Origin of the sequence: Marinobacter sp. BW6, assembly GCF_008107725.1 — a bacterium.
GTDB lineage: Bacteria > Pseudomonadota > Gammaproteobacteria > Pseudomonadales > Oleiphilaceae > Marinobacter.
This window is the reverse complement of sequence record NZ_VIRN01000064.1, coordinates 1,230,066-1,251,380: the sequence shown is the minus strand read 5'-3', so window position 1 is coordinate 1,251,380 and position 21,315 is coordinate 1,230,066. Positions and strand designations below refer to the sequence as shown.

The 21,315-nt window shown below is 56.8% G+C and carries 20 protein-coding genes; 8 read left to right on the top strand and 12 right to left on the bottom strand.

What is annotated here, in order from left to right; translation table 11 throughout:
- Window positions 1–27: 27 nt before the first annotated feature.
- On the bottom strand, window positions 28–474 hold the full coding sequence (locus tag FMN52_RS14415) for a pseudoazurin (RefSeq protein ID WP_148609271.1): 447 nt from the start codon (window positions 472–474) through the stop codon (window positions 28–30).
- 190 nt (window positions 475–664) lie between these two features.
- Here FMN52_RS14415 and FMN52_RS14410 point away from each other — a divergent pair, with 190 nt between their 5' ends.
- From FMN52_RS14410 to FMN52_RS14395, 4 genes are read left to right on the top strand one after another with little or no spacing between them, the layout of a single operon-like run.
- Entirely contained in the window at window positions 665–1,240 is a 576-nt protein-coding gene (locus FMN52_RS14410) for a demethoxyubiquinone hydroxylase family protein (protein WP_240339488.1), read from the top strand.
- Between the two features lie 10 nt (window positions 1,241–1,250).
- Window positions 1,251–1,769 (top strand): hypothetical protein, encoded by a 519-nt coding sequence (locus FMN52_RS14405; protein ID WP_148609269.1) that lies wholly within the window; start codon window positions 1,251–1,253, stop codon window positions 1,767–1,769.
- Between the two features lie 13 nt (window positions 1,770–1,782).
- Complete coding sequence (locus tag FMN52_RS14400) at window positions 1,783–2,412, top strand: DNA-3-methyladenine glycosylase (RefSeq protein ID WP_148609268.1); 630 nt, start codon at window positions 1,783–1,785, stop codon at window positions 2,410–2,412.
- 10 nt (window positions 2,413–2,422) lie between these two features.
- Window positions 2,423–2,914, top strand: a complete 492-nt coding sequence (locus tag FMN52_RS14395; RefSeq protein ID WP_227499637.1) for a nucleoside deaminase — start codon at window positions 2,423–2,425, stop codon at window positions 2,912–2,914.
- Here the strand turns inward: FMN52_RS14395 and FMN52_RS14390 are convergent.
- Window positions 2,884–3,750, bottom strand: a complete 867-nt coding sequence (locus FMN52_RS14390) for an EamA family transporter (protein ID WP_148609267.1) — start codon at window positions 3,748–3,750, stop codon at window positions 2,884–2,886. The two genes, FMN52_RS14395 and FMN52_RS14390, sit on opposite strands and share 31 nt — an antisense overlap.
- A 315-nt stretch (window positions 3,751–4,065) precedes the next feature.
- On the opposite strand from FMN52_RS14390, the gene FMN52_RS14385 reads away from it, so the two are divergent.
- Window positions 4,066–4,611, top strand: a complete 546-nt coding sequence (locus FMN52_RS14385) for a hypothetical protein (RefSeq protein ID WP_240339514.1) — start codon at window positions 4,066–4,068, stop codon at window positions 4,609–4,611.
- A 15-nt stretch (window positions 4,612–4,626) separates the two neighbouring features.
- Here FMN52_RS14385 and FMN52_RS14380 read toward each other — a convergent pair whose 3' ends face one another.
- Complete coding sequence (locus tag FMN52_RS14380) at window positions 4,627–5,040, bottom strand: hypothetical protein (RefSeq protein ID WP_148609265.1); 414 nt, start codon at window positions 5,038–5,040, stop codon at window positions 4,627–4,629.
- A 125-nt stretch (window positions 5,041–5,165) separates the two neighbouring features.
- Between FMN52_RS14380 and FMN52_RS14375 the strand changes: the two genes are divergently transcribed.
- The gene (locus FMN52_RS14375) at window positions 5,166–5,735 is read left to right on the top strand and encodes an NnrU family protein (protein ID WP_148609264.1); all 570 of its coding nucleotides are present in this window, start codon (window positions 5,166–5,168) and stop codon (window positions 5,733–5,735) included.
- A gap of 20 nt (window positions 5,736–5,755) precedes the next feature.
- On the opposite strand, the gene FMN52_RS14370 is transcribed toward FMN52_RS14375, so the two are convergent.
- The 4 genes from FMN52_RS14370 to FMN52_RS14355 all read right to left on the bottom strand — a co-directional run bounded on the left by FMN52_RS14370 (window position 5,756) and on the right by FMN52_RS14355 (window position 9,522).
- On the bottom strand, window positions 5,756–6,721 hold the full coding sequence (locus FMN52_RS14370; protein WP_148609263.1) for a putative zinc-binding metallopeptidase: 966 nt from the start codon (window positions 6,719–6,721) through the stop codon (window positions 5,756–5,758).
- Window positions 6,722–6,837: 116 nt separating this feature from the next.
- A complete protein-coding gene (locus FMN52_RS14365) occupies window positions 6,838–7,464 on the bottom strand; it encodes an NAD(P)H-dependent oxidoreductase (protein WP_148609262.1) in 627 nt (208 codons plus the stop codon).
- A 37-nt stretch (window positions 7,465–7,501) separates the two neighbouring features.
- On the bottom strand, window positions 7,502–8,491 hold the full coding sequence (locus FMN52_RS14360) for a cyclase family protein (RefSeq protein WP_148609261.1): 990 nt from the start codon (window positions 8,489–8,491) through the stop codon (window positions 7,502–7,504).
- A 134-nt stretch (window positions 8,492–8,625) separates the two neighbouring features.
- Window positions 8,626–9,522 (bottom strand): LysR family transcriptional regulator, encoded by an 897-nt coding sequence (locus FMN52_RS14355; protein ID WP_148609260.1) that lies wholly within the window; start codon window positions 9,520–9,522, stop codon window positions 8,626–8,628.
- A gap of 123 nt (window positions 9,523–9,645) precedes the next feature.
- On the opposite strand from FMN52_RS14355, the gene FMN52_RS14350 reads away from it, so the two are divergent.
- Both FMN52_RS14350 and FMN52_RS14345 read left to right on the top strand, forming a co-directional pair.
- Entirely contained in the window at window positions 9,646–10,563 is a 918-nt protein-coding gene (locus FMN52_RS14350) for a DMT family transporter (protein WP_148609259.1), read from the top strand.
- A 122-nt stretch (window positions 10,564–10,685) separates the two neighbouring features.
- A complete protein-coding gene (locus tag FMN52_RS14345; protein ID WP_148609258.1) occupies window positions 10,686–13,967 on the top strand; it encodes a carboxyl transferase domain-containing protein in 3,282 nt (1,093 codons plus the stop codon).
- Window positions 13,968–13,976: 9 nt separating this feature from the next.
- On the opposite strand, the gene FMN52_RS14340 is transcribed toward FMN52_RS14345, so the two are convergent.
- From FMN52_RS14340 to FMN52_RS14320, 5 genes are all read right to left on the bottom strand, one after another.
- Window positions 13,977–15,170: a hypothetical protein gene (locus FMN52_RS14340; RefSeq protein ID WP_148609257.1), complete on the bottom strand. Its 1,194-nt coding sequence runs from the start codon at window positions 15,168–15,170 to the stop codon at window positions 13,977–13,979.
- Window positions 15,170–16,549 (bottom strand): DUF4105 domain-containing protein, encoded by a 1,380-nt coding sequence (locus tag FMN52_RS14335; RefSeq protein ID WP_148609256.1) that lies wholly within the window; start codon window positions 16,547–16,549, stop codon window positions 15,170–15,172. The genes FMN52_RS14340 and FMN52_RS14335 overlap by 1 nt, the downstream gene beginning before the upstream one ends.
- 150 nt (window positions 16,550–16,699) lie before the next feature.
- Window positions 16,700–17,539, bottom strand: a complete 840-nt coding sequence (locus FMN52_RS14330) for a hypothetical protein (RefSeq protein ID WP_148609255.1) — start codon at window positions 17,537–17,539, stop codon at window positions 16,700–16,702.
- An 84-nt stretch (window positions 17,540–17,623) separates the two neighbouring features.
- On the bottom strand, window positions 17,624–19,324 hold the full coding sequence (locus tag FMN52_RS14325) for a BamA/TamA family outer membrane protein (RefSeq protein ID WP_148609254.1): 1,701 nt from the start codon (window positions 19,322–19,324) through the stop codon (window positions 17,624–17,626).
- A 52-nt stretch (window positions 19,325–19,376) separates the two neighbouring features.
- On the bottom strand, window positions 19,377–21,260 hold the full coding sequence (locus FMN52_RS14320; RefSeq protein WP_148609253.1) for a monovalent cation:proton antiporter-2 (CPA2) family protein: 1,884 nt from the start codon (window positions 21,258–21,260) through the stop codon (window positions 19,377–19,379).
- Window positions 21,261–21,315 lie beyond the last annotated feature (55 nt).

Genomic DNA, 21,315 nt, shown 5'->3' with positions numbered 1-21,315 from the left:
GGGCGCGGTTATGACCAGACAATCTAATCACTGCACTTGCTCGAAGTAACCGGTCAGCCGGTCCTTATTCGTTGCAGCGGCTGCAGTGAGCTTATCCACCGCGGCTTTCGCAGCGTCATAATTGACCGCTTCACCTACCTGAATCACACCAGCCATGTTCAAAGCAGCGTGGGGCGTGCACTTATACACATATACGCCCTCTTCACTGAGCGTTACGGTAACACCCTGATTCATGGCACCCTGCCAACCTTCCGCGCCCTCAGGCACTTCTACGGATACTGAATTATGGGCCGGATCAACCAGCACGAATTTGACAGTATCGCCGGGCTCAGCTTTGACGAATCCGGGTTCAAAGACCATGGCACCGTCAGCGCCGGAGTTCTTCATTTCAACGACGTGTTCGGCAGCCATTGCAAAGCCAGAAATCATACTTAAAGCGGCTGCGGCGACGGTATGTTTGAACGGTAACTTCATAGTGACTTCACCTCATTGGTTGGCCATCGAAAGTACTTAGTATTACGCACCCTACCCTCTCCAAGATCCCTTTCGACTCTAAGGGCATATCCTTATGGGAACGACACTCCTGGTTTGCCAAGGATCATTTCTGAGAACCAATGAGGGTCTGTTTCGTAGAAACTGCCATAGTGTCTACGGATATTGAATGATGGCGGAACTACAGATCGACGGGATACACCACCAGCAGCTCTCCCACCTTGGAGTGAGCAGGCAGTTCGAGCAGGAGCTGCGTTGCAGTCATGCGGGAGAAACCGGTGCCGTGTGGATTTACCGGGGAATTCTGGCTACGCGACCCCGAAAAGAGCTGCTGGATTTTGCAACGGAGCACCTGGCCTCGGAGAGCGAGCATCTGCGCTTCTTTAACCAGCTTCAGTGCTGTTATCGCCCGAGCCTGCTGCTGCCACTGTGGCGCCTGGCCGGCTTTTTGACCGGTCTTATCCCGGCCTTAATGGGAAAACAGGCGATTTTCGCCACGATCGAAGCCGTGGAAACCTTTGTTGACCTGCACTACCAGGAGCAGATCAAAACGCTTTCTCCGCATGCATGGCGCGAGTCGGAGCGGGCTATACTTGCAGGATTCGAGACATGCCGGCTCGACGAAGTCCACCACCGTGACGAAGCCGGGCAATATCGATCCGCTGAGGCGAGTCTTCTTCTGAGGCTATGGACAGGGCTCGTGGGGGCCGGTTCCAAAGCGGCTGTCCAGTTTGCCCGACTGATTTGAGAGTCATTCCATGAGCCTGATATCCAAACCCTTTGATGACAGCGGCGTTGAAATGGTGGACGAGATCGCCCAGTACGGTACTGCCATCTCGAAACGGCTCGAACAATTCCGATCGAAACGCCAGCTTCGCCACGACTCACCCGGCGGCTACTCCGGCATCGTGATCGCGGCTTCCATCTGCAGTGCGATGGGAAACATCATCGAACGCTCGAACCAGGAGCCTTTTCGTGACGGGTACGCCCGAGCGGCCCAAACGTTTTTCTTTGAACACGTCTCCCCGGATGCACCATCAATCCCTGCAACTGTTGAGGATTGCCGCTCGTCGCCCGAGCTCCTGCAGGTCATCAACGCCTTATTGGCAGACGACCAGATACTGCCCGCGGATGGCAGCGTTTCACTCCAGACTGTCATGATGGCTCTGGTCTGGTCGGCACTGACCTTTGCAATGGAGTCTCTACCGCCGGAGCAAGCTCGCTCCTATGTGCAACAGCAGATTCTGAACGGAGACCGGGAATCGGCTCGCCATTAGGCAAAAGGGGTTTATGCAACAAAAGACGATCACTGACGAAACCTTGAGGATGGGCGTTGACGTCCTGGCTGAGAAAGATCCCGACCTTTACGAGGTGCGAGCCCGACTTGGATACCCGCCAACCTGGACTCGCGAACCCGGGTTTGCATCGTTGGTCCACATCATTCTTGAACAACAGGTCTCGATCAAAGCCGCCGCCACCATGTTCCAGCGGCTCGAGTCCCACCTTGAAACGGTAACGCCTGACTCTGTGAGGTGCGCCGGCGAGTCCGGGCTCAGGAATGTCGGGCTCACACGGCAGAAATCCCGGTATTGTGTTGGGCTGGCCAACCGGATAGCGAATGGTGAGCTCGACCTCTCCCGGCTCTCAACACTTGACGATGCCGAGGGCCGAAGCCACCTTTTGGGTATACCCGGTTTGGGGCCCTGGACCGTCGATATCTATTACATGATGGCCTTGGGCAGGCCGGACGTCTGGCCCCAGGGCGATCTGGCACTGGCATCCGCAATACAGGACATCAAAAAGCTCGATGCCCGACCGACAAAGAATGAGCAGTTGGCCTTTGCCGAACAATGGGGGCCGTGGCGCGCGGTAGCGGCTCGTATGCTCTGGATGCATTACCTCGACGCCCGAGGTCAGTGAAGGAGGAATTGTGATCTACGAAACTGAAATGAAACACCTTGCCCGCTGCGTGGAACTGGCTTCAATGGCCGTTGATAGCGGGAACCCGCCGTTTGGCTCTGTGCTGGTGGATGAGACCGGTGCCGTCAGGTACGAAGGACACAACGAAACCGCTGGCGGTGATGAGACCCGCCACCCGGAGTTCGAGATAGCCCGTTGGGCGGCTGCCAACATGACCCCGGACGAGCGAGCAGCTTCAACGGTCTATACCTCTGGCGAACACTGCCCGATGTGTGCGGCTGCCCATGGTTGGGTGGGGCTCGGCCGCATCGTCTACGCAAGCTCGTCAGAGCAGCTTTCAACCTGGCTGGACGAACTGCATGTGGCGCCACCGCCCGTTGCAACCCTGCCAATCAACCAGGTGGTTCCGGGCGTTCCCACCGAGGGCCCCTTCCCCGCGCTGGCAGACGCAGTGCGCGAGCTACACCAGCGTTATGCTTTGGCCGATCGAAACAAAACATAGTTTCCCAGCAGGGCCAGTGATGCGCCCAGCACCGCGGTTGCTGTCCATTCAAAACCCTCGAGCCAGGTCGACACACTCAGGGCGACCACCGGGAAGAGCACGGTGGCGTAGCCAGCCTTGTCGGCCCCGAGAGTCTGGATAACGGTGATGTAGCAATAAAAGGCAATGATGGAGCCGGGCACCGCCAGGAAGACGGTTGCCCCCCAGAATGTCGCCGCAGTGGGGACCACCCATTCCACACCCTGAATCAGGCACCAGATGCCAAGAATCACCGCGCCGTAAACCATGGCCCATGCGTTGGCGAGGAAGAGCGGCACCTTTGACATCCGCACCTTGATGCTGACCAGGTTACCCATGGAAAACCAGAAGGTTCCGGCAATCGCGAACAGAATGCTGGTCGCCGTGGCATTGCCAAGCTGCAGATCATGCCAGAACAGAAGGGCCACGCCCGTGATACCCAGAGAAATTGCCGGATAGAGCCGGGCAGTTGGTCTCAGGCGCAACCAGAGCCAGCCATTCAGGGCGTTAAACAGAGCGGCCAGAGAAAACACCACCGCCAGCAAACCGCTTGTCATGGATTCAGCTGCACGATAAATCAGCAGGAAGTTGATGCTGTACAGGGTTGCCCCCTGCAGCACCAGCCAGCCGTGCTGTTTGAGGGTCAGTTTTTCCAGCCTGCGCACCAGAGTTACAACCAGCAATGCGACGGCAGAGGCCATGACGAATCGGTAGAAAACGGATATATCGACCGGCGCCGCTTCAACCTGCAAACGAATCGCTGTCCAGGTGAGGCCCCAGATCAGTACCGTCAAACCATAGTGAACAGAGATGGGCATGCCAGTGGGGTCCTGTAGCTATCGGGAACAATCGTTGATCGGGGGGCAGAGTAGAACCAGGACAGCACCAAAACTTGTCAGATCCTACTGAACCGTGGATGATTCTTGAAGAGGCCTCTCGTCCATACCGATCCTACATCCGTATACCAACGCCGCACAACTCATGCAGAAGCGTCGTTTAATCACTGACTTCGGAGCCCTATGCGCATTCGCGTAACGCATCAAAGGATTACTCTTGCTCTACAATTAATACTACTTGGTGAAGCCGCCTTTGCTGTTTGGGGCCAACGATGGTTCACCGCTTTCTTGACGGCAATGATTATCGCCATCACGTTCTTCCCCCTACTGTTTGAACGCCGTTTCCGTATCCACATTCCCCCGGAGTTACAGCTGGCCGCCATCGGGTTTGTCTTTGCTTCCCTGTTTCTCGGAGAAGTCCGCGATTACTACACGCGGTTCTGGTGGTGGGATATGGCGCTCCACACCACATCGGGATTCTTGTTGGGTATTCTCGGCTTTCTCCTGGTACACATAATGAACGAGACCGAAAAGATCCACGTGCATATGAATCCCGGCTTTGTCGCGTTTTTCGCATTTATGTTTGCACTGGGTGTGGGCGCACTGTGGGAGATCTTCGAGTTCTCCATGGATTCCCTGTTCGGCATGAATATGCAAAAGCCAATGCTTGGCGACCCTTCCGGGCTAACGGATACCATGTGGGACCTGATCGTCGATGCGATCGGAGCACTGGTCATTTCCGTATTGGGCTGGCGCTATCTGAAGAACCCTGACAAACGCTCCTTTCTGGAGCGCTGGATTGACTCGTTTATCGAAAGAAATCCGAGATTTTTCAAGAAATAACTTAGAACTGTCCGGTCACTCAACGAGCCCCGATCGAGGCACGAGACACGCCATCGCGGTCAGCGAAACGTCTCTAAATACCGCCTCTGAGGCAACAACACTCGGGAAGCGATCGTAAAGCATCCGCCGGCACGTGGAGGTTCGTGCCTCGGCGTTTTCGACACAATCGGCGTAGGCCTTATCGCCACTGCCCTCGCCTGTAGCATCTGAGCAGAATTCCGGAATCTGCCCGAACATCCAATCGACGGCGGCGCTCAGCTCCACCGGATTGGCCCGCAAATTGGTCAGGCGGCTGGCATCAACTGGCTCAGGTTGTTCGCGGGTCTGGTCCCAAAGAACAAACAGCAGGGCAGCAGATACCAATACAACAGTGACCTTGGGAAACTTCATGGGCGCCTTTTCAATCCGGTGAATCAGATCGCCGATCATAAACGCTCAGGCATCTTCTGTCCCGGTTTCCTATACTATCCGGGATTCAATGCATCAGGGTTTGCCACGGACAAAGGCCCTGCCACTCAAACACCGCGCTCACAAAGCCACAAGGAGTTCTGCAAATGACCACACTGATTGTTGGTCTGATTCTGTTTCTCGGCGTGCACTCGCTCTCCATCGTCAACGAGCCTTTGCGTAACCGATTGAATGCGTCCATCGGCGAAGGAGCCTTCAAAGGACTCTACTCCGTCGTCTCTCTCGTAGGCCTGATTCTGATCGTCTGGGGTTACGGCGCCGCCCGGATGGATCCGACCGTGATCTACGTGCCACCCGCCTGGCTCAAGCATGTGGCCTTCCTGCTTCTGGTCCCTGTGTTCCCGTTGCTGTTCGCCACTTACTTTCCGGGGAAAATCAAGGCAAAGCTGGGGCACCCCATGCTGGCTGCCGTCAAACTCTGGGCCCTGGCACATCTTCTCGCAAACGGGATGCTGCACGATCTTCTGCTGTTCGGGTCTTTCCTGGCCTGGGCGGTGGTCGACCGTATTTCCATGAAACACAGAACCCAGCGGGCCATTCCAACGCTGCCAGCCACCAAAGCCAACGACGCAATTGCCGTCATCGGTGGCCTTGCGGTGTATGTGATTATGGTGGTCTGGGCCCACCAGTGGCTCTTTGGCGTGGCGCCGGCCTGAGTGACCGGCGCTCAAACGGATTAAAGCCCCTGAGCTCCCCGGCGCAACCAGTCGTGCACGAACGCAAGCTTGCGTTGCGCCGTTTCCGAGAGCACAAACGGATAAAGATCAGACAGCCCCATGGAACGGTTCACGTGGTTAACCCGAATGGCCAGCGACGCTGCGACATTTATCAGCATTGCCGTGTCCGGCTCAGAGTAAGGGTCCCAACCCTGTCGCGGCACCTCGGGCGAGGTCAGACCGGATGATACAAGACTGTCGGTGATGTCTGTCAGGTGCAGCAGATGCGCAGCGGTCTCGGCCCAGTCTTCGTGAGGGTGTGCCGAGGCATAGCTGGTCAGGTAAAACAGTCGCCAGTCTTGGGGCGGACCGTTATGGTAGTGATGCTCAAGCGCCGCAGGATAATCAGCACGTTCATCACCAAACATCTCCCGGAACGCATCCAGAAAATCCTCCCGCAAACTCAGTCGCCACCAGAGCATATGGGAAATCTCATGGCGCATATGGCCGACCATGGTTCGATAGGGTTCATCCAGGGCCTGCCTTCGGGTAGCACGAACCACGGGATCAGCCTCGGCGACACTGATCGTTACCACACCGTTGGCGTGCCCCATGGCCACAGGGGTCAGCCCCTCGGCCAACATGTGGAAAACCGGGCGCGTGCCAGGATCTTCCGGCCGGAACCAGTGCCAACGGCCGAGATTGTCCAGCACCCAGCGTTTCGCGGCCTCGGTCTCAGCCCAGTTCGGCATGGCATTGAAAATATTCGGGTCTGGTGCCAGTGCGGTCATCGCGCAGGACCGACAGAAGGCCCCCTTTTCGGGCGCAATCCAATTGCAGCCGATAATGTCCCGGTTCACACAAAACGGTGGCATCGGGACGAACGCTCTTGCCTGGGGGTCGTAAGCGACCGGTGTACCCTGGGCAGTGGTCAGATTGTCAAACCACAGATTTCCGGAACCAACCGGGTTGGAAAAAACCTTCATAGAGCTGGTGCTCCTGTTGAACGGCAGCGTGCCTGAAAATGAATTGCCGCTCCCCCGAACCTATACCCTATGGCGACGGAACACCAGCCAGGACCACAAATCGAACGGACTACCACTTACATTCTGATCACCAACTCGTCGTAATCAAAGCGCACTTTCGGTAGTCCGGACGTTCTGTCACGGGCACTGCGGTAGCCCAGAGCAACAATAGCCGAACTCTCCAGACCCAGCTCTGACAATCCGAGCACCTCATCATAGGCCGTGTGATCAAAACCGGTCATCGGGCAGGTATCGATCCGCATTGAGGCGGCAGCGGTGAGAAGGGTGCCCAGCGCAATGTAGGCCTGCTGATGCGCCCAGGCCTGTTTTTCCGCCTGGGATTTGGCCGCAAGAGCCTGTTTCATGTGCTCAACATAGCCCGAGATGTCGTCGGCAGGCACGCCCCGGGTTTTCACAAACTGGGTGACATACCGGTCCACTGTGTGATCGCCAATATCCGTCTGAGCCGCAAAAACAATCAGATGCGAGCAGTCCAACACCTTCTGCTGGCCGAAAGAATAGGCCAGCAGGTCCCGCCGAACCGCTTTGCTCTCAACAACAAGGATTTTGTAGGGCTGCAGTCCATACGAAGAGGCGCTCTTGCGAGCCGCATCAACCAGTGTTTCCACGGTGTAGCTGTTCAGCTTTTCAGGCGAAAATTCACGGACGGCGTAACGCCAGTCCAGGGCTTCATGTATGTTCATAACGCTTTCTCCAGGAAAATCAGTCCAAGACCGGTGGTTATCGAGCCGAGGTATAAGGTATTGCGATGGGCCGTAACGGGGCCGCGTCGCCGCCGCGAATCTTCAGGGGTGTTCCAATGAAGGCAAACTCGTAGACCTTGTCTCGTGCCAGCTGTTCAAGGTTGACCAATTCCATAATCGTGACGCCCTGCTGGGCCAGCAAATAGGTGTGCACAGGCACATAGTTTTCACTGTCTTCTGAAGGGAAAGCTTCAAAGCTGAGATTGTCGGCGCCCAGCGACAATGCCTGTTTCTCGCCAGCCAAAAAGCGCGCTGCTTCCATGCCAAGCCCAGGGGCATTTGCCATAAATCGGCTTCCGTCACTGTAGTGGCGCATGCGACCGGTGCGAATAAGCACGACATCGCCTGGTGCAATGCTGGTCCCCTGGGCGGTCAACGTATGTTTAATGTCGTCTCGCGTGATTCGATAACCGGGAGCAAGTTCATCAAGCCCTTTTGCTGTCGGAATATCCAGAAGCACGCCTTTGGCGATGATCGGGGGCATTTTTTCAACGCCTGTCCGATTCCAGCCCCGATCCCCGAGATGCTCCTCGGCGGAAAAGTGATTCCAGACCTTGCCGTTCAGGCCGAAATGATTGAGTGCGTCAATATGGGTACCGGTATGCGCATACATCGAAAACGCGGATCCGGTGTAACTGACATGTGCGTTCATCTCGTCGCCTACCGACAAGGGGTCGTCGACCACAGTGCCTTTGGGGGTATGGGTCATCCACATCTGGAAATGTGGATCGCCTGCTGCCTGCCAACTGGGCATCCCGATGTAGTACTCGACACTCAGGTCATAGGTTTTCTCTGGATTCAGGTTCTCGAGCGCCGCTTTTCGCGATTCCGGGGTGATCATGTTCAGGCGGCCGATTTCATCTTCCGGCCCCCAGGGGCTCGAAGCCACATCAGCGCCCACCGCCATGGCGGGTGCCAGAATCGTGGCAAGCAAGGTGGAGCGGAAAAGTGCAGTGCGATGGTTCATAGAGTTGCCTCCTTCAGGTTGAAGTGGCAACTCTAGTGGGGCGGAAACACTCAAAAAACGGATGAAACAGAACTACATATTTTCCGAAAAGGAAACAATAAAGGAAGGAGAGCGGATTAGCCGCGAGATTGCCGCTATTCCCAGTAAGGCTTCTCTCCCAGATGCTGATCGAGGTGATCAAGCAGCAGGCGGACCTTCGTAGGTTGTTTACGACCGGGTGGAAACAGGGCAAATACGGTGTAGGGTTCGGGTGGAAACCCGGGCAACAGGGGAATGAGGGAGCCTGATTCAATATCTTCCTGGACGAGAAACCGGGGCACTAAACCAACGCCGGCTCCCCTCAAAAGACTCTGTCGGATTGCCAGGCTGCTGTCTGTTCGATAGTTGCCGCTGACCATCACTTCCCGATCACCGAGTTTCCAAACCCTCGGCCTGTCGTGGAGAGTAAACGTCAAACAATTATGCCTGGCCAGATCCGCAGGGGTATGAATCTCCGGGACACCCTTCAGATACTCCGGTGATGCACAAACAATGTTCCTGGACTTTCTGAGTGGTCTGGCAAAAAGGCTTGAATCGGCCAGGGAGCTGCGAACCCGGATGGCGATATCGACGCCCTGCTCCACCAGATCGACCATCCGATCACTGAGCTGCAGATCGATATCGATCTCGGGAAAGCGGTTCAGAAAACTGTCGATAGCCTCTGTGATGTGAGTCAGCCCGAAGGACATGGGCACATTCAGCCTTATTGTCCCCCTTGGCTCCGCCTGAAACCCTCTTGCCTCCAGTTCTGCGTCTTCAAGCTCGTCCAGCAGGGCCTGGGTCCGCTTGAGGAAGGCGAACCCGGCATCGGTCAGATTCATCCGGCGAGTGGTTCGGTTGATCAGCTTCGTATCGAGGTCTCGCTCCAGAAAAGCAATGTGTTTGCTGACCGTCGCCGCGGTGATCTCCAGGTCGTCCGCTGCCCGGGTAAAACTGCCCAGCTCTGCAACGCGTCTGAAGATGCTCATCGCTACCAGCTTGTCGGTGGCCACTGAATACTCCCGATTATTTCTGATTTGGAAGGAGTATTGTTCGAATGCGCCCGGTTATCAACTGAATCAATTCCGGCAAACTGGTTCCTGGTGATATCCCCTCACAACCCGGAGCACTTGGTGATGATAGCCTCTGCGCAGCGTGCGCTTTTCCCACCCCAGGCCGCAGTTTGGACCCTCCTGCTGGCCAATGGATTCCTGATCGCCTTGATGCTGGCGCTGGCAAAAGCAGCAACATCCCAGGGTATGCCGGCCGTCACTTATGCCTTCTGGCAAACGCTTATTGCAGGAGCCGTTCTGCTGTTGTGCTCCCAGAAACGCCGCTCTCTGCTGGAACGTCGCCTGAGCCGCTATTTTCTTATCAGCGGTTTGACCGGTATCGCGGTCCCGAATGTCATCGGGTTTTATCTGGTGACAAAACTGGGGGCAGGATTCACGGGCATCATGTATGCCCTGCCACCAATATTTACGTTTCTGATCGCCACTGGCATGGGGCTCGAAAAACGCAGCTGGATCAAACTGGCAGGGCTATCGATTGCGGTCATTGCCTGCACCTGGATCGTGCTGCAACGCCATTCCGAGATCAGCAGCCCTAACCTACTGTGGTTTGCCATGGGCCTGATCATCCCGGCCATGCTGTCTATCGGTAACGTCTACCGTTCAGTGGCATGGCCTGATGCAGTAAAGCCCATGATCCTCGCATCAGGCACGCTACTGGCATCCGCTTTAACGCTTGGCCTGTTCGCAGGCCTGACCGGGACGCCCATTTTTCCGGAAAGCACAGGTTTCTATCTCCTCGGTATTGTCGTTCTGCAAGGCCTCCTGACCGCGCTGACCTACCTCTGCGCCTTTGAACTCCAGCGGCGCTCCAACCCGGTTTTCTATAGCCAGCTTGGCGCAGTAGCTGCTGTGTTTGGCTTGCTGATTGGCGTTGTCTGGTTCAGGGAAGACTACTCGGTAAGCATCTGGCTGGGAGCATTCATGGTTATTCTTGGGCTCAGGATCAGCAACAGGACAACAGCTCAAACCGCGACGACCTGAATCCATCAACCAGATTTATAACCAACCCACAAACAAATTCATTTGCCTCATCCGGGCACCGTTCCTAGGATGGTGACTTCTGTCGCCCAAAATAAGAATCACACCCCGGGGAACCAGGCATCATGACTTTCCGCTCCGTACTGATAGCCAATCGCGGTGAAATCGCGATCCGCCTTGCCAGAGCCTGCAGCGAACTTGGTATACGGGCAGTAACCGTGTTCTCTGAAGACGATGCCACGAGTCTGCATACCCGTATGGCCGATGAGGCAGTAGCTTTAACGGGCCGTGGCGTGAAGGCCTACCTTGATGGGACGCAACTGGTAGATCTGGCAACGGCCCATGGCTGCGATGCGGTCCATCCGGGCTACGGATTTCTGGCGGAAAACGCCGATTTTGCCCGCCAATGCGAACAGGCCGGATTGGTCTTTATTGGCCCGTCGCCAGACGTATTGGAGGAGTTTGGCGACAAATCTGCTGCCCGAACTCTGGCGGAGCGCTGCGACGTTCCTCTGATCAAGGGAATCAACAAGCCGGTGAGCCTGAGTGAAGCCCGAGCTTTCCTGAATGAGCATGGAGCTCTTATGCTCAAGGCGATTGCCGGTGGCGGCGGCCGGGGCATGCGGGCGGTTCACACCGAAGCGGAGCTTGAGCAGGCTTTCCAGCGCTGCCAGTCCGAGGCTCAGTCAGCCTTCGGCAGTGGATCGCTCTACATTGAGCAGCTGATTGGTCGGGCGAGACACATTGAAATCCAGATAGTAGGCGACGGCACCGGAGCCGTCAGCCACCTCTGGGAGCGCGACTGCAGCCTGCAGCGGCGTAACCAGAAGCTGATCGAGATTGCGCCGAGTCCTTCACTGGACGCCTCGATCCGGGATGCCATGATCGACTGCGCCCTCAGGCTCGCCAGTTCCATTAACTACCGTGGCCTTGGAACTTTTGAGTTTCTGGTGGACCAGGACCAGCCGGGCCGTTTCTATTTCATGGAGGCCAACCCCCGTATTCAGGTTGAGCACACGATCACCGAAGAGATCACCGGTGTTGATCTGGTGCAAACCCAGCTGAAGCTACTTGCGGGCCACAGCCTCGCTGATCTGGCACTGGAATCTGCACCACCAGCGCGAGGATTCGCGATTCAGGCAAGGATCAACAGCGAGACGCTTCACGCTGATGGTCATGCCACCGCGGCTACCGGCACACTCAGCACCTACGAGCCACCCTCGGGCCCCGGTTTACGAGTCGATGGCTACGGTTACGCCGGCTACAGCATCAGCCCTTCGTTTGACTCCCTGCTCGCCAAGCTGGTTGCCCACGGTAGCGATTATCCATCAACACTCCGACGGCTGTATCGGGCCCTTTGCGAGTTCCGCCTCAACGGTGTAAGCAGCAATATTGGCCTGCTCCAGAATCTGATCCGCCACCCAAGCGTTGAATCCTGGGCTGTTACCACACGCTTTGTCGAAGACCACCTGGAATTCCTGATCCCTGAAGAGACCAGTACGGCCCATCCTAATCTGCACTTTGGCAATACATTGGCGGCAGAGGCCGCCGAGAGCCCGAAAGCCAAACCCGCGCCGGCAGGCACGATCGGCATTGAAGCCCCCAGTTCCGGCACGGTTGTCAGTATTGATGTCGTACCGGGAGATGCAGTTGCCGTGGGCGACCCCATCGCGGTGCTCGAAGCGATGAAAATGGAATTCGTGGTCAAGGCAACGCAATCCGGAATCGTCCACACAGTTGCTGCAGAACCAGGCGCAACGGTGAGCGAGGGGCAAGCGCTGGCGTATCTGGAACCGGCCGAAGTGGACGCCAGTGGCATTCAGAGCGAAGAGGCGGTTGATCTGCAGTATGTCCGTGCCGATCTGGCGGAAGTGCTGGAACGTCATGACCTTCTGACGAATGAACGCCGCCCGGCGGCAGTCGCAAAGCGACGTAAGAAGGCCCAGCGAACCGCCCGTGAAAACGTTGAAGACCTGCTCGATCCGGACAGCTTCAACGAATACGGGGCACTGGCACTGGCGGCACAACGGCGCCAACGTTCGGTAGACAAGCTGGTTGAAATGAGCCCGGCGGATGGCCTGATTACGGCCATCGGTAGCGTGAACGCCCGGGACTTTGGAGCGGAAGCGGCACGCTGCGCAACCATGGCCTACGATTACACCGTGTTTGCCGGCACCCAGGGCCTGGCCAACCACCGCAAGGCAGACCGAATACTGGCTCTGGCGGAGCAATGGCGAATTCCGCTGGTTCTCTTTGCGGAAGGCGGTGGTGGACGACCATCCGACACCGACACCAATGGCGTGTCCTTTCTGGACTGTCATACCTTCGTCAGCATGGCTCGTCTCTCCGGGCGGGTGCCCACGCTCGGCATTGTCTCCGGCCGATGCTACGCGGGCAATGCGGCTCTGTTGGGCTGCTGCGACACCATCATCGCCACCAAAGATGCCAACCTGGGCATGGCAGGGCCCGCGATGATTGAGGGCGGCGGCCTTGGGCGATTCAGCCCGGAAGAAGTCGGGCCAGTTTCGGTTATGGGCCCCAACGGGGTGATTGATATCCTGGTTGAGAACGAAGCAGAAGCCGTGCGCGTGGCGAAGCAATACCTGTCTTACTTCCAGGGCCCTTTAGAGGACTGGCAGTGCGAGGATCAACGCCACCTGCGCCACCTGATCCCGGAAAACCGCATGCGGGTCTATGATATCCGCCAGGTCATCGAAACCTTCGCCGATCAGGACAGTTTTCTGGAACTCCGCCAGCAATTTTCGCCCGGGCTGATCACTGCACTGGTGCGCATTGAGGGCCGTCCAATGGGCCTGATCGCCAATAACCCCGCCTACCTGGGTGGGGCGGTGGATGCCAACGCGGGGGACAAGGCGGCCCGCTTCATGCAACTGTGCAACGCCCACAACCTGCCGATCCTGTCACTGTGCGACACACCGGGCTTCATGGTGGGGCCTGACGCCGAAAAGCAGGCCACCATTCGCCACGTTTCACGAATGTTTGTCGCTGCAGCCAATCTTACTGTGCCTTTCTTCACCGTGATTCTGCGCAAGGCTTACGGTCTCGGCGCCCAGGCCATGGCGGCGGGCAGCATGCTCACGCCTTTCTTTACCGCAGCCTGGCCGAGCGGTGAGTTCGGGCCCATGGGCTGGGAAGGTGCCGTGCGTCTGGGCTTTGCCAAAGAGCTGGCCGCCCAGCCTGACGAGGAATCACGAAAGACCATGTTCGATGCCTTTGTGGCCAAAGCGTATGAGCAGGGCAAGGCGCTCAACGTGGCCAGCTACCTGGAGATTGATGCGGTCATCGACCCTCAGGAAACGCGGGCCTGGCTGGTCAGGGGGCTTAATTCCACGTCCGCCGGAGACCCTGGCGGACGTGGAAATGGGCGGTTTGTGGACACGTGGTAAACGTCAATCTCAACAGCTTGTGACCTTGGTAACCTTGACGCGAAACTCGCGTGCTGCACAGGGCAAGGTCTCGGGCACTTCCTCTGTGTCACCGTAGCAACCGTTCACATTGTTCAACATCGTGTCCATAACACCACGATGCTGAACACTTGCGGAGCCCGGGCAATAGACTTCGAAATAGACATCAAGGCATCCCACCTCTTCCGGCTTGATGCTTGGGACAGTTCCGAAAACGTGCTTTGAGGGACCCGGACAAGATCGGCCATAGAGTTTTATACCCTGCTGCATTGTTGCCAGATAAGCCGCCCGACGAGCCTCGCGCTCTGCCTTTTCACGCTCTCGCGCACGCTGGCGCTCCAGTATTTCCTGCTGACGTGCCAGTCTCCGAGCCTCCTCAGCCTGACGGCGTTCTTCTGCTCTTTGGCGGGCTTCTTCCTCAGCCTGTCGGCGTGCCTCAAGCCGTCGCCGCTCCTCTTCCGCACGCTGTCGCCTTTCGATCAGCTCAGCTTCCATACGTTCTGCCTCGGCAAGCTGTTGAGAGCGTCTACGCTCCATCTCCCGTCGCTGTTGCTCCTGCTGACGTTTGATGGCCTCCTCACGGCGCCTTTGCTCTTCATACATACGCTGTTGCATCTCAAGCTGCTGCCGCTGCTGAGCCAACTGACTTTCAGTGAACTGTTTGAACTGCTGAACGGTCTGATTGAGCATTAGCATCGTGTTGTTGGAGCTGGAACTGGAAGGCTGATCATAAGAGGGCTCACGGCAGTACCTCGGATTCTGGTAACCGTCGACGCAATCTTCGTATTCTTCCCGAATCGGGCAATTCGCACTGCATTCCTGTATCCGGCGCTCCATCGCCAGGCGCTTTTTCTCTTCCTCGGCAATTCTGTACATTTCCTGTCGATAGTCCCGGGCTTCTGCCAGACGTTTCCGGGACGGTTCATCGAAAACCAGTCTCTCCGCCTCTTTGAGCTGCCGATCCGCGCAGGGAAAATCCCCTGTGTCCACACATTCATAGGCCTTGTCGACGGCGGCGCTGAAGTCCTGACGATCCAGCTGGTCCAGTTGCTCAAGCATTTCAAGCTGTTTCAACATCTCTTCCATGTTGTCACCGCCGGGTTTTGGCTGATTGGCTGCGACTGTCTGGACAACAACAGCCAAAACAAGTGCAAACAGAAAAGGGGACTGGCGAACGGTCTTCATTACAGCGTCCTCAGGTAAGCAAGGTTTTCGTGGGTCTGTTCGATTTCAAGACTGAAATTTCTCAACGCCCGGACACTCCCGTGCCCCTCGGGCAGCCAGTCGCTTACCAGCCGTTTGGCAATGACCAGAGATCCAGGCTGATCGCAGTCTGTCCCAACCGATGGAAACAGCTGCATGAATTCCGGGCCCGGTATCCCCTTCGACACCGGCAAACGCCCCTGAAGCTTCCGAACCGGTTGCAGGACACAATGTTCAAGCCACCGCCCATGGGTATTGTGTTCCATTTCATTCAATCCGTTCTGAAGCAAAGCCATAACTTCCGGATCGCTCAAAAGGCTCATCAGGGATTGAAGGCGGGCCTGTTCAAGGCTTATCAAGGTTCTTTCCTCCAGCAGCAAATGAGCTTCCCTGACATGCTGATCATGGGAGTAGAGTTCCAACAGCAAATCGGATTTCAGCGTTTTCAGCAGGCGCATCTTCGCCGGGGTGCGAAGATATTCATCAAGTGATGATGGCGTATTCCAACCAGCAGTGCCGCTCACCAGTTCGAACGCCCGTTCGTAATAGGGACGGGTGCTGGGGAAGTAATATCCCTCCCGTTCGGCGTTTTTCAGAGACTCAAGAACACTGTCATCTGCGAGTTTGCTGCGCCTGAGCGCTTTGAAAAAAGAGTCCGGGCGTAGATGCCCCGTTTCCAGATTACCGGCTACGGTGGGTTCATCTGACGCCTGTTCCACGAGGGCTGCCAGAGTATCTTGCAGGAGGGTGGCACAATTATTCGTGAAAAAGCGGTAGTTGCCCCTGAAGCTCCAGTGAATCTCCGACAACTCTCGCACCACTTGTTCCGTCTCTTCGGGGCGTAATTTCAGGGGAATTGAGAACAGGTTTCTGTCCGCAAGTAAGGTATTGGTTCGGTAAGCTTCCATAAAGGAAAAGCCGGTCAGATGGGCGTCGTATCCACCGAACGCTCCTTTGATCAGGCTCATTTCAAGTTCATTTATGCGGGCAACGTAGCCAAGGACCACATGATCGAAAATGTTTTCGTTGCACTCGGCATCACTCGATGACCTTGAGGGGCAGACGATGAGTCGAATAGAAAGATGGCCGAATTGGGAGGCAACCGACTCGCCTGGTGAGGCAAACATTATGTGTATGCTGCGGACAAGATCCGGCGCTACGGAGAACTGATACCCGCCTTTTTCACGATCCAGCAGATAAAAAGGGACGGTTGGAGGGCACTCTCTATAGTCCAGGGACTCACCCAGCCTTTGTGAGAAATAGTAGGCATAGGCCGGGTGCCGACATTTATAGGACGTATCGGAGCGGTACTTCGTTAGTTCAATCAGGAAGTCTGCATCACTGCCCTGCTCTCCTGTCACCAGCCTGCTCAGATCCGAAAATCGGTCATCGGGTTCTATCAATTCTGCACGAGAGCCATCCAACTCAAGCGTGCTTAAGCTGGAGCAGCCTCCCAACGCCAAAAGCACCAGGCCAGAAAGAAGCAGGCGGAATTTCACGGCGAAGAAGCTTCAGAGTTTGTCCGCGGCCCTCGCGACCAGAGAGTCAGGGTTCGCCCAACGGGCCGCAGCCGTTTGGCGACGCAATGTTTCCAGCCTGCTGTCCTTAATCTGTTGGTCAGTGGTCGTTACCGGTGTCGAAAGCAGTTCAGCTGTGAACGTCGGTGCTACAATCCATGGCGCCGAAATAATTTGGGAAGAGCCCGGGTCATCACCATAGATCCCGAGAAGCGCGGACTCGGACATCGCAAAATATTCCATTTTGCTGGCCTCGAGATCATCGATCTTTTTCTGACGCTCCGCCTTCGCTTCCCATTCGGAAGCTGTCTGCGCGTTGGCGGGCACACCATCCCCTGAACGATACCTCTGTGCCATGCGCTCCATTGCGGCGGCATTTCCAGCCCGAGCACTCGCCAGTTCTTTCTCCAGTTGCTCCTGTGCGGCCTTTTCAGCGGCAATCCGGGCCTGTTCCCGACGTCGCTGTTCTGCCTTTTCTGCGGCCATTCTCGCCTCTTCCTTGCGCAGGGCTTCCTGCTTCTGCCCATAAGCTGTCAGGGTTTTATCCGGCAGGGAAACACGAACCCGCTCAGGCACTCCGGCACGAAGCTCAATTCTTTTGACGAATACCTGTTCAAATTCCCGACCGACCGGACGAACCACTCGCAGCTCATGGGCGCCCGCGGTTGTCAGAATCGGGAGTTTTGCATAATCCTCGCATTCGAATTGATAGGCACCGTCGAGGTAGACGGCCGCACCGTTTGTATCTTCCTCGCAATCAATGCGAACAAGGGAGTTAGATGCGAGTACAGCCGAAGAGAAGGCGAATAGCAGGAAACCCAACAACAACTTCATTTTTTTTACCTTTGCGACATCAGGACCTGATTACATATCAGTAATGTGATCATGGATTGGCCAATTGATCAATATCAAGTTGGCTCAGAACTGGCTCCGGCCCCTCAACAGAACCTGAAAATCATCAATACTGTCGTCGCCATCCAGGGGGAAGGCAAAGTCCAGGTGCAGCATTCGTTGCACCTCAATCCTGCTTGAAGCCAGCCTCATGCCGAAGCCAACATCCTTCAGCACGCCTTCGTCCGGTCCACTGTTCCGGTCGTCGGTAAACCAGGCACGGCCTACGTCGGTGAATAGCACACCGCCCACACGGAACAGTTTGAACGGATGCCAGTCCGGGAAATAACGCCGCTCCAGGGTCCATAACACACGACGATTACCCTGCTGGTATTCACTGGGATAGCCGCGCAAACCGTTCTCACCGCCAATCAGCAGTTGCTGATCGGCGGTGAGATTATGCGCTGCCGTGAAAGCCAGGTTGGTGTACCAGCTGTTCCAGCGCTCCGAGCCGCCATGAAAATACTGAACGCTCACTGTCCCCAGCAGGTTTTCCACCCGATCTTCATCGAGCCGGTACGTGCCGCTCTGGCTGAGGGAATAGCTGGCGTAGTTGGTCTCCGAAGCGTGCAGCACATCCTGGAAATCCATGTTCAGCACCACGCGGTCCTCGGTGGCACCCAACCCACTGCCGGAGTAGCCCAGCTCGGTTCGCCATACGAAACCGTCCCGCACATCCTCCACCCGTTGAAGTCGCGTGAGGTTGGTCATCTCCCGGAAGCGGTTCTGGCGGTAATCAAAGCCAACCCAGGGGTAACTCAGGGTCCGGTCGTCCGGGAGGATGTCGAGATCGGGTTCGTTGGGCAAACGGTCGAACATGAGTGCATCGTAGCGGTATCCGGCGAGCAACCTCAGTTGCCGGCTGTCTCTCTCAGCCAGGCGCCAGCCTCCATCGATACTGAAGAACTCCTGGCTGCGCCGATAATCGGCAATGGCCTCCGCTCCAACGTAGCGGGATTCCTCCCGTACGTCATCGATGCCGCTCAGGCCAAACCGCCAGTCAGTGGTCTCGCTGAAGAAAGGCCTCTCGAGGTAGGCGCCGCGGCCGCGGCCATCGCTTCTCTCATCAAACGAGAACCCCGCTTGCCAATGCGAACCCAAGACGTTCGGGTCATCAAAATACAGACTGGTTTCGGTGCGGTCCGGGTCCTTGGCATAGCCGATGCCGAGGCTCTTGCCTGACCCGGCAAAGTTGGGATCAGACAACCCGAAGTTGGTGGTGTTTTCACCGCCGGATCGCGATACCCCCACGCTCGGAAACAGTGTCCAGGTATCCCTGGTGAGCACGCTCACCTCAACCTCATCGCCACAAACCCGGGTTACGCCTACCCAGGCAGCCGTCAAATACTCACGCTGGCGCAGCACCCGCTCGGATTCGGAAATAGGCTCGGGCTCGTAGACATCCCCTTCTTCAAACACCAACTGGGCACGCAAGGCGGACTCCCAGGTAGGCGTGTTGAGCGCGTTCAGGGTTCGATAGAGCGCGTTGTCCTGCTCAGGGTCGGTGGTATCAAAGATCGGGCGGCGAAGAATACGGATGCTGCCAATACGTGCGTCCTCGGGAATCTCCAGGTCATTCTGGCGCGCAAGCTGGTCCCTCGGTTGGTCCAGATCAATGGCTTCGGGTTGAATCCTGCTGGCAATGCAATCGTCACGGCTCGATTCGGCAGCAGCGCAGGATCCGGCGAAAACCAATCCCGAGACAACAAGCATTTTCCTGAACACCATACTGACCTCTACAGCCGCATAGACAATAATTTAGCCCAGCGTTACTGCACTGTCAGCGGTCGGGCGGTCGCCATATAGGAACATCCTCCTGTTTTGGTTCTTCCCAGTCCCGATGCATGGCGCTGCTTAGCGCTTCTTCCAGCTTCATGAAGAGTTCACCATAACGGGGACTGAACCGGATACCTTCCTCAATTTCTTTCCAGGCGTCGAACAGCTCATCCTCATGGGCTTTCTCGTTGTCCAGGAAAGCCCAGGTCATCTGGCGGGCACGCATCGGGTGTACACCCATGGCGGTCAGAGCATGGCCGCCGAGCTCAAGCGCCGAATGATAGGTTTCACTCACCACATCATCGGCACCCGCTTCCCTCAATCGGTATCCGTGGCCTCGGTCGAAGGCGCGTGCCAGCACCCAGACACCAGGGAAAAACTGCTTCACGTGTTCGACCATCTGTACCGAACGGTCACGGTCGTCAATGGCCACGACGAGCAGGCGGGCCTGCTCAATGCCTGCGGTCTCCAGCAAATCCGGCCGACTCGCATCCCCGAAGAAACTCTTGATATTGATCTGCCGGAGGTTCTCGATCTGCTCGATCTCATGGTCCAGCGCCACGATGGGAACCTTATTGGCCCGTAACAACCGACAGACAATCTGCCCGAAACGACCCACACCGGCGACAATAACCGGCGCCTGCTCGTCGATGGCATCCGCCTCCCGGTCATCGTTCTGTGAACGCCGATAACGGGGCAGCACAATCCGGTCGTACACAATAAACAGCAACGGCGTCAGGAACATGGATAGCGCCACCACCAAGGACAGAATCTGGGAGGTGTCCACAGGAATAACGTTGTTCTGAACGCTGTAGGTCAAAAGGACAAAGCCAAATTCACCAGCCTGGGCCAGTGAAAGCGTGAACAACCAGCCATTACTCCCATGCACCTTGAACAACAATGCCAGGCCGAGCAGAATCGCGGCCTTGACTGCAATCACGGCGAACGCAAGGGAGACCACCGTGCCCCATTGCTCGGACAACACGTCGAAATTGATCCCTGCGCCGACGGTGATGAAGAACAGGCCAAGCAGCAGTCCCTTGAACGGTTCGATGTTCGCTTCCAGCTCATGCCGGAACTCACTGTTGGCCAACACCACGCCGGCCAGAAAGGCCCCTAGTGCCGGGGACAGGTTCACCAGACTCATCAGAGCCGCAATCCCGATGACCAGCATCAACGCCGTGGCCGTGAATACTTCGCGCAGGCCTGACTGCACCACATAGCGAAACAAGGGGCGGCTCAGATAGTGACCACCCACAACCACCGCAGCAATAGCCGCCACCACAACCAGCCCGTGGGCCCAGCCGGGAAGGCTGTCCACAAGATTCAGGTTGCCACCGTGGCCATCGGAGGTGCTCGCCGCGTCCATTAGCTCCGGTAGAGCCAGCAAGGGAATCAGGGCAAGCATGGGAATGACCGCGATATCCTGAAACAACAGAACCGAGAAAGCACTGCGACCACCTTCGGTTTTGACCAACCCCTTTTCGTTGAGGGTCTGCAGGACAATCGCCGTGGAAGACAAGGCAAAGATAAGACCGACCGCAAGCGCCGTCTGCCACTGCAGCCCGAGCCAGACAGCCACAGCCATACCGGCTGCCGCCGTCAGCACGACCTGGAGTCCACCCAGGCCAACCAGACGGACCCGCATGGCCCACAACGCCTTGGGATCAAGCTCCATCCCAACCAGGAAGAGCATCATCACTACGCCAAATTCAGCAAAATGCTGGATGGTGTTAGCTTCCTGCCCGACCAGCCCTGTGACCGGGCCGATCACCACGCCCGCCACCAGGTAACCAAGCACAGACCCCAAGCCAAAACGTTTTGCCAGGGGCACGGCGATCACTGCTGCCACCAGGTAGATAAAAGCCTGGACGAAATAAACTGTCATCAATGATTTCCTTGATTCAAAGTCGGGCGGCTAGAGGATATGCAAAATAGCATTC